The organism is Pantoea sp. FN0302, assembly GCF_050113775.1.
In the GTDB taxonomy this organism is placed as follows: domain Bacteria; phylum Pseudomonadota; class Gammaproteobacteria; order Enterobacterales; family Enterobacteriaceae; genus Mixta; species Mixta alhagi.
Genome location: NZ_JBNJSM010000012.1, coordinates 1 through 6,273 on the forward strand (window position 1 = coordinate 1; position 6,273 = coordinate 6,273).

At 49.7% G+C, this 6,273-nt stretch carries 8 protein-coding genes and 1 pseudogene; all 9 read left to right on the plus strand.

All coding sequences use genetic code 11. The annotated features are described in order from the left end of the window. Window positions 1-181: 181 nt before the first annotated feature. Window positions 182-508, plus strand: a complete 327-nt coding sequence (locus ACQE32_RS19705) for a plasmid mobilization protein (protein ID WP_427022306.1) — start codon at window positions 182-184, stop codon at window positions 506-508. 157 nt (window positions 509-665) lie between these two features. After that, window positions 666-815, plus strand: a pseudogene (locus ACQE32_RS19710) (plasmid mobilization relaxase MbeA); the annotation flags it as partial. A 370-nt stretch (window positions 816-1,185) separates the two neighbouring features. After that, window positions 1,186-1,671 (plus strand): MbeB family mobilization protein, encoded by a 486-nt coding sequence (locus ACQE32_RS19715; RefSeq protein WP_427022312.1) that lies wholly within the window; start codon window positions 1,186-1,188, stop codon window positions 1,669-1,671. Between the two features lie 427 nt (window positions 1,672-2,098). After that, window positions 2,099-2,536, plus strand: a complete 438-nt coding sequence (locus ACQE32_RS19720; protein WP_427022307.1) for a hypothetical protein — start codon at window positions 2,099-2,101, stop codon at window positions 2,534-2,536. Window positions 2,537-2,626: 90 nt separating this feature from the next. Next, entirely contained in the window at window positions 2,627-2,959 is a 333-nt protein-coding gene (locus tag ACQE32_RS19725) for a type II toxin-antitoxin system RelE/ParE family toxin (RefSeq protein WP_427022308.1), read from the plus strand. 1 nt (window position 2,960) lies between these two features. Next, window positions 2,961-3,245: a NadS family protein gene (nadS, locus tag ACQE32_RS19730; RefSeq protein ID WP_001697687.1), complete on the plus strand. Its 285-nt coding sequence runs from the start codon at window positions 2,961-2,963 to the stop codon at window positions 3,243-3,245. A gap of 190 nt (window positions 3,246-3,435) precedes the next feature. After that, window positions 3,436-4,341, plus strand: a complete 906-nt coding sequence (locus ACQE32_RS19735) for a replication initiation protein (RefSeq protein WP_427022309.1) — start codon at window positions 3,436-3,438, stop codon at window positions 4,339-4,341. A gap of 2 nt (window positions 4,342-4,343) precedes the next feature. Continuing rightward, a complete protein-coding gene (locus ACQE32_RS19740) occupies window positions 4,344-5,804 on the plus strand; it encodes an ATP-dependent nuclease (RefSeq protein WP_427022310.1) in 1,461 nt (486 codons plus the stop codon). A 239-nt stretch (window positions 5,805-6,043) separates the two neighbouring features. Beyond that, a partial coding sequence (locus tag ACQE32_RS19745; protein WP_427022311.1) for a plasmid mobilization protein occupies window positions 6,044-6,273 on the plus strand: 230 nt, incomplete at its 3' end.

Below are 6,273 nucleotides of genomic sequence, written 5' to 3' on the forward strand. Positions count from 1 at the left end.
TTTTTTTTTGCAGCCAACACCGCATCTGGCATACTGCATCTTACCTTAAGCCAGTACACACAGCGTCCCCTCTTCGAGGTGCCATCTGTGACTGGTTCAGGGGGCTCGCCGCCCCCCGAAACCCCTGGCATCCACTGCGAAAAATTCTCACAGTGGTGCGAATTTTTTCTCAGTGGAGCCTATGGAAAAGCGAACGAAAGAGATCAAAATCCGGCTTACCGAAACCGAGCATCAGCTGTTGCTTGATCGCTGCGACCGGATTCACCTTGCGGAGTGGCTGCGTCAGCTTGGTCTGGGTGAACACACTTCACGCAAGCGCCGTGTGCCTGAGGTGGCGCCTGAACTGCTGCGACAGGTCAGCGGAATTGGTAATAACCTGAACCAGATTGCCCGACGCCTGAACCAGACTGATTCCCTGACGCCTTCTGAACGTGCCTCGCTGCTCATCGTACTGACCAGCCTCGACCGTCAGCTTGGCGACCTGCTGGAGCAGAACCGTGATCGTTAAAATTCATTCGCGGGGTGCGGGTTCGGGCAGCGGGCCGGTGGATTACCTGCTGGGAAAAGACCGGCAGCGCGAACAGGCCAGCGTTCTGCGTGGCAATCCTGAGCACGTACGCGAGCTGATCGATGGCTGCGATTTTGCCCGCGCTTACACCTCCGGTGTGCTGTCATTTCAGGAGCCGGACATTGCAGACGCCGAGAAATCGCGCCTGATGGATGAATGGGAGCACACGCTGCTGACCGGCCTTGACCGCGACCAGTATGCCTGCCTGTGGGTGGAGCACCGCGACAAGGGACGGCTTGAGCTGAATTTTGTCATCCCGAACATCGAATTGCAGAGCGGCAAACGCCTGCAACCCTATTTTGACCGCGCCGATCGTCCCCGCGTCAACGCCTGGCAGACCCTGACCAACGACCGGCTGGGGCTGCGCGACCCGAACGACCCGACTTACCGCCGCCCGCTGACGCAGGCCAGCGATCTTCCCCGCGACAAACAGCAGGCGGCAGAGAAAATTACCGCCGGCCTGATGAACCTGATGCAGCAGGGTGTGATCCGCAGCCGGCAGGACGTGGTGACGCAGCTGGAAAGCTATGGCCTGACCGTAGCGCGGGAAACGAAAAGCAGCATCAGCATTGCCGATCCGGACGGCGGCCGAAATATCCGGCTGAAAGGAATGATATATGAGCGAGATTTTAAATTTGGCGAAGGGCTTCGAAGAGAAATCGAAGCAGCAGGCGCAGGATACCGAGCAGAGCGTGAAGCGCGAGTTCGCGAGGCTGGAGACGTCTATCAGCGTGGAACTGCAATCAAGCTCGCAGAGCATCAGCAACGCTATCCGCGAGCAGAACGGCAGGCTGACGGGCATGATCAGAACCTCTGTCTCAATGGCGATGGCGTGGGTCTTCATCTGCTTCGCCCTGCTGATCGGCATCCTGGGCGGGATAATCTGGTTTCAGGGCACGATCATCACCTCGCGCCTGAGCGAAATGGACAGCTACAGCCAGCAGCTGGCGAGCCTGAAAGCGAAAAGCGGCGCGGGCGTGACGATTTACAGCGACGACACGCGCCGGAACACCTACCTGGTGGTGCTGCCGAAGCAGGCGCACGGCGTGGAAACCTATACATCGACGACCGACAACACCGTGGTGAAATACACGGCGAAATAACCCCGTCAGAACGCCCTGAATCGCGTCTGAGCGGTTTTAACACCGAGGATGAGGAAAACCATGACCGAGATGGAAAAACAGCTTCTGAGCGCCTTAGAGAGCTTACAGACAAGCTACGAGCAACAGCAGCAGGCGTGGCAGGACAGCTACAGCAGCTTGCAGCACATGTTCGAGGCTACCTCACAGGCGCTGACGCACAGCGACAGGGTGTGTCAGCACTTGAGCAGTCAGGTGGACAGCTTGCGCGCGCAGGTCGAGAGCTTGAGCAGGAACGTCAGCCGCTTGATGCGCTGATTGCACAACATGACCGTGCCCGTGCGGAGAAGCAGTGCGAGCAGCAGCCGGAACCGCAGAAAAAGCCGACCCGCTATTATGGTCCCTCGATGTAATACGGGATATTCATGTTCAAAGAGTCAAGGAGACAAAAATGACTACTTACTGGCATATGCAGATGCATCCTGACGATAAGTCATTCGCCGATATACATATATATTCAATATTGGAAAGTAGGAAAATCATTGGGTTAGGTGAGTGGAACGAAGGTGAGTCGATAATCTCAGCTTTCAAAAATGACTTGAAAGTAAATGATATCGTTGCAATCAAAAATGGAGCAAAGCTAATCGCCCTTGTTCAGGTTATTGGGGGAGCATACGCCGTACATGATGACAGCAGCGAAATTGGCTGGATTAAACATCGTCGCCCTATTCGGGTTCTCGACTGGGAGATCTGGGGGAAAATGCTACCTCAGCCCAGAGGAACACTTGTGAAATGTGTGAATGAAGTTGAAACAACAAAAATTATCAGAGAGTGGCATACACGCATTTCAACTGTACTTACCAAAAGAGGGATTGCTAACTCTGTCTGACAGTAATGTTGCAACCAACATTGAAGCGAGAAACTTTAAAAAGCAGCTGCAAAGGTGTACTATGTACCCCATTAAGGACAGGAGGCAGCCTTGAGTCACGCGATTGAGTTTATCGAGACCCCGATGTTCACCCGTCAGATAAAACAGATCGCCACGGATGAAGAACTCAGGGAGCTGCAAAAGACGCTAATTGAATCGCCAGAAAAAGGCGATCTCATCCAGAAAACCGGCGGGCTGCGCAAAATCAGGATGGCGACGGGCAATCAGGGGAAAAGTGGCAGTGCGAGGGTGATTTACTTCTTGGCCACCGCCGAGGTGATTTATTTGGTGATGGCCTACCCGAAAAGCACCAAAGACAGCCTGACGGACGCGGAGAAAGCCGCGCTGAAGACGCTGACCCAACGACTGAAAGACGAGGTGTAACATGAGTTTTTTTGACGAGCTGAAAGCCTCTCTGGAAGAAGCCGTTGAAATCAAAAACGGTGTCAGAGAACCCGCCCGCGTCACCCGCTACGAGCTGGCAGACGTGAAGGCCATCAGGGCACAGCTGAACGTTTCCCAGAGCGAGATGGCGAAAGTGCTGGGAACCAGCCTCGATACCATTAAGAGCTGGGAAACCGGACGCCGTAACCCGACCGGACTGGCGGCAAAGGTGCTGGCAACTATCCAGGCGAACCCGAAATTCTTCCAGGAGCTGGCGGCGCACTAAGCCGTTGTGACAGAAGGATTCGACAGGCGAGGCCGTTCGCGTGTAATTTAACGGCAACAAAAAAACAAAGCCCCGGAAATCATGTCATATCTTGGCGGATCGCATGATAACCAGGGCTAGGTCGAAACCTTGAAGGAATATTAGCACATGAACCGTGCCAGACAACAGCCCGCCATAAGTGCAGGGCGCTTTGAGTAAAGCTGCACTCCAACTTTTCAACGAACGTTTACCGCACAAGCCGTACTTTTCGGACGATCTGCACTTTGGTGTACGTATTGCCGGTAAAGAACGCGCCATTCTGGCTAAATACATCCAGTTCAATCAGCCTCACGCCATGTTCTGGCTGGGGTTCGACGTTGATCGCGCTGGTGCCGCTATCGACTGGAGTGACCGCAACGCCCCCGCTCCCACGCTGACCATCACCAATCCTGAAAACGGACACGCGCATTTGCTGTACGCGCTTAAAACCTCAATCCGCACCGCGCCGGACGGAAAAATGAAACCGCTGCGCTACGCCGCCGCCGTGGAGAACGCGCTACGTAAAAAATTAGAGGCTGATGCGGGGTATTCGGGACTAATCTGCAAAAATCCGAACCACGAACACTGGAAAATTGCCGTATGGCAGCCGGAACTCTATACGCTGAACTGGCTGGCCGATTTCCTCGATCTGAATGCGGCGAACGACAAAGAAATTGTTGCCGATTACGGCTTAGGCCGTAACTGCACTCTATTCGACAAAACCCGCAAATGGGCATACCGCGCCATCCGTCAGGGCTGGCCGGAGTATGAGCAGTGGCTTCAAGCCTGTCATGAGCGCGCCTGCGCCTATAACCTTCAATTTTCATTGCCACTTGATGATAACGAAGTGAGTGGCATTGCTAAAAGCATTGCTAAATGGACTAGTAAAAATTTTGATATTTCTTCTTTTAAAGAATTTGTGCAGAGAACACATACACCGGAAATCCAATCCAAAAGAGGTAAGATTGGTGGCCGGATTAGTAAAGGCGGTGGAAGAAGGTCTTTAGGCGAGCCCTGGATAGAGCTTGGGGTTAGTAGAAGGACTTACTTCCGGATGAAAAATAAAAGTAGGGATTAGCTATGTTTATAAAATCTATCGATATTAATAATTTTAAAGGCTATCATGGAAATCACAGTATCAATTTTAATATTCCCGATGGGGCTACGGAGGGTAGCGGACTAAATATTTTTGTTGGTGAAAACAATTCAGGTAAATCTACTGTTTTTGAAGCGTTAGAGTTTATTAAAGATTCCACAAAAAAAGATCCGGCCACTTTACTTAATAAATCCGATCCCGCAATCATCCTTAATGATTTATCAATAGAGGTTACTTATACCGGTAATTTAACCGGTGTTATTAATGCTCATGTTCAAGAGAATAAGATAAACTCGTTCCTAAGAAATATTTATCAGGAAGGCGCGAGCGAGTGTTTTAAAGTAAAAAGGTCATGGAGTAAAGATGATCCCGAAGAGATTAAAAAGGTTAAATTTTGGAATGATGTTGATCAGGATTACACCAATCCAAATGGGATAGATGCTCCTTTTAAAAAACTCTACGATAACAATTTTATCTGGGCTGATACTAACCCGAGTGACGAGTCCAAGTTTGGAGCTTCAACCATTTGCGGTGCTCTTTTAAAAGAAATAGCACTTGGACATACAAGCACCCAAGAGTATCAAAACTTCCAAAATAGTTATCACAGTATTTTTAATAACCCTACATCTGATTTAAGACAAAAAATATCACAGATTGAAGGTATGGTTCAAAGCGTCTTTTCCTCGCAGTTTGGAAATGCCAATATCTCATTTTCTTTCGATGAATTGCAGATAGAAAGTTTTTTCAAAACAGCAAATGTAATTATCGATGACGGTGTATCCGTACCTATGAATGAGAAAGGGCACGGCATGCAAAGGGCTGTAGCTTTATCATTACTACAGGTTTACGCGGACATTACAGCAAACTCTGCGAATGCAGCGGTATCTAAGCCATTTTATTTTTTTATAGATGAGCCTGAGATATGCTTACACCCAATGGGGCAAAAGAAACTTCTGGATGCGCTCCTTACTTTGTCAAAAATAAAACAGGTTTTTGTTACAACACACTCTCCGTTTATGCTTTCATCTCCTAAAATAAAAAATTGTGAGCTTTTTATCTTTAAAAAAGATAATAATAAAAATCTGATTTCAATTGCTAACACATCACCTATGTTTCCATGGAGTCCTTCGTGGGGAGAAATTAGCTATAAGGCATATAACTTGCCAACAGTTGATCTACATAATGAGCTTTATGGTCACTTACAAGAGAAGAGCGGCCAATATAATCTGTCTAATTTTGATCAATGGCTTAATGGTCAAGGAATTACCAACAGCAAGCAATGGACACCGGAAACCAATGGTGTGCCAAAGCAACCTCGCCCAGCAACCTTACAGACGTTTATTCGGAACCATATTCATCACCCCGAAAATGCAACTATGCAAGCTCATAGATATACTGAAGCCGAGCTGAAACAATCGATCGATGAAATGATCAGTCTTCTTTGATGCGCGACCTGGCACTAAACAAGCCTATATCAGATAACAGCCCTCTTTAAAGAGGGCTTTTTTTTTTGCAGCCAACACCGCATCTGGCATACTGCATCTTACCTTAAGCCAGTACACACAGCGTCCCCTCTTCGAGGTGCCATCTGTGACTGGTTCAGGGGGCTCGCCGCCCCCCGAAACCCCTGGCATCCACTGCGAAAAATTCTCACAGTGGTGCGAATTTTTTCTCAGTGGAGCCTATGGAAAAGCGAACGAAAGAGATCAAAATCCGGCTTACCGAAACCGAGCATCAGCTGTTGCTTGATCGCTGCGACCGGATTCACCTTGCGGAGTGGCTGCGTCAGCTTGGTCTGGGTGAACACACTTCACGCAAGCGCCGTGTGCCTGAGGTGGCGCCTGAACTGCTGCGACAGGTCAGCGGAATTGGTAATAACCTGAACCAGATTGCCCGACGCCTGAACCAGACTGA

Coding starts and splice junctions, on each gene's coding strand:
- ACQE32_RS19705 (WP_427022306.1), top strand. CDS start 182: ATGGAAAAGCGAACGAAAGAGATCAAAATCCGGCTTACCGAAACCGAG.
- ACQE32_RS19715 (WP_427022312.1), top strand. CDS start 1,186: ATGAGCGAGATTTTAAATTTGGCGAAGGGCTTCGAAGAGAAATCGAAG.
- ACQE32_RS19720 (WP_427022307.1), top strand. CDS start 2,099: ATGACTACTTACTGGCATATGCAGATGCATCCTGACGATAAGTCATTC.
- nadS (WP_001697687.1), top strand. CDS start 2,961: ATGAGTTTTTTTGACGAGCTGAAAGCCTCTCTGGAAGAAGCCGTTGAA.
- ACQE32_RS19740 (WP_427022310.1), top strand. CDS start 4,344: ATGTTTATAAAATCTATCGATATTAATAATTTTAAAGGCTATCATGGA.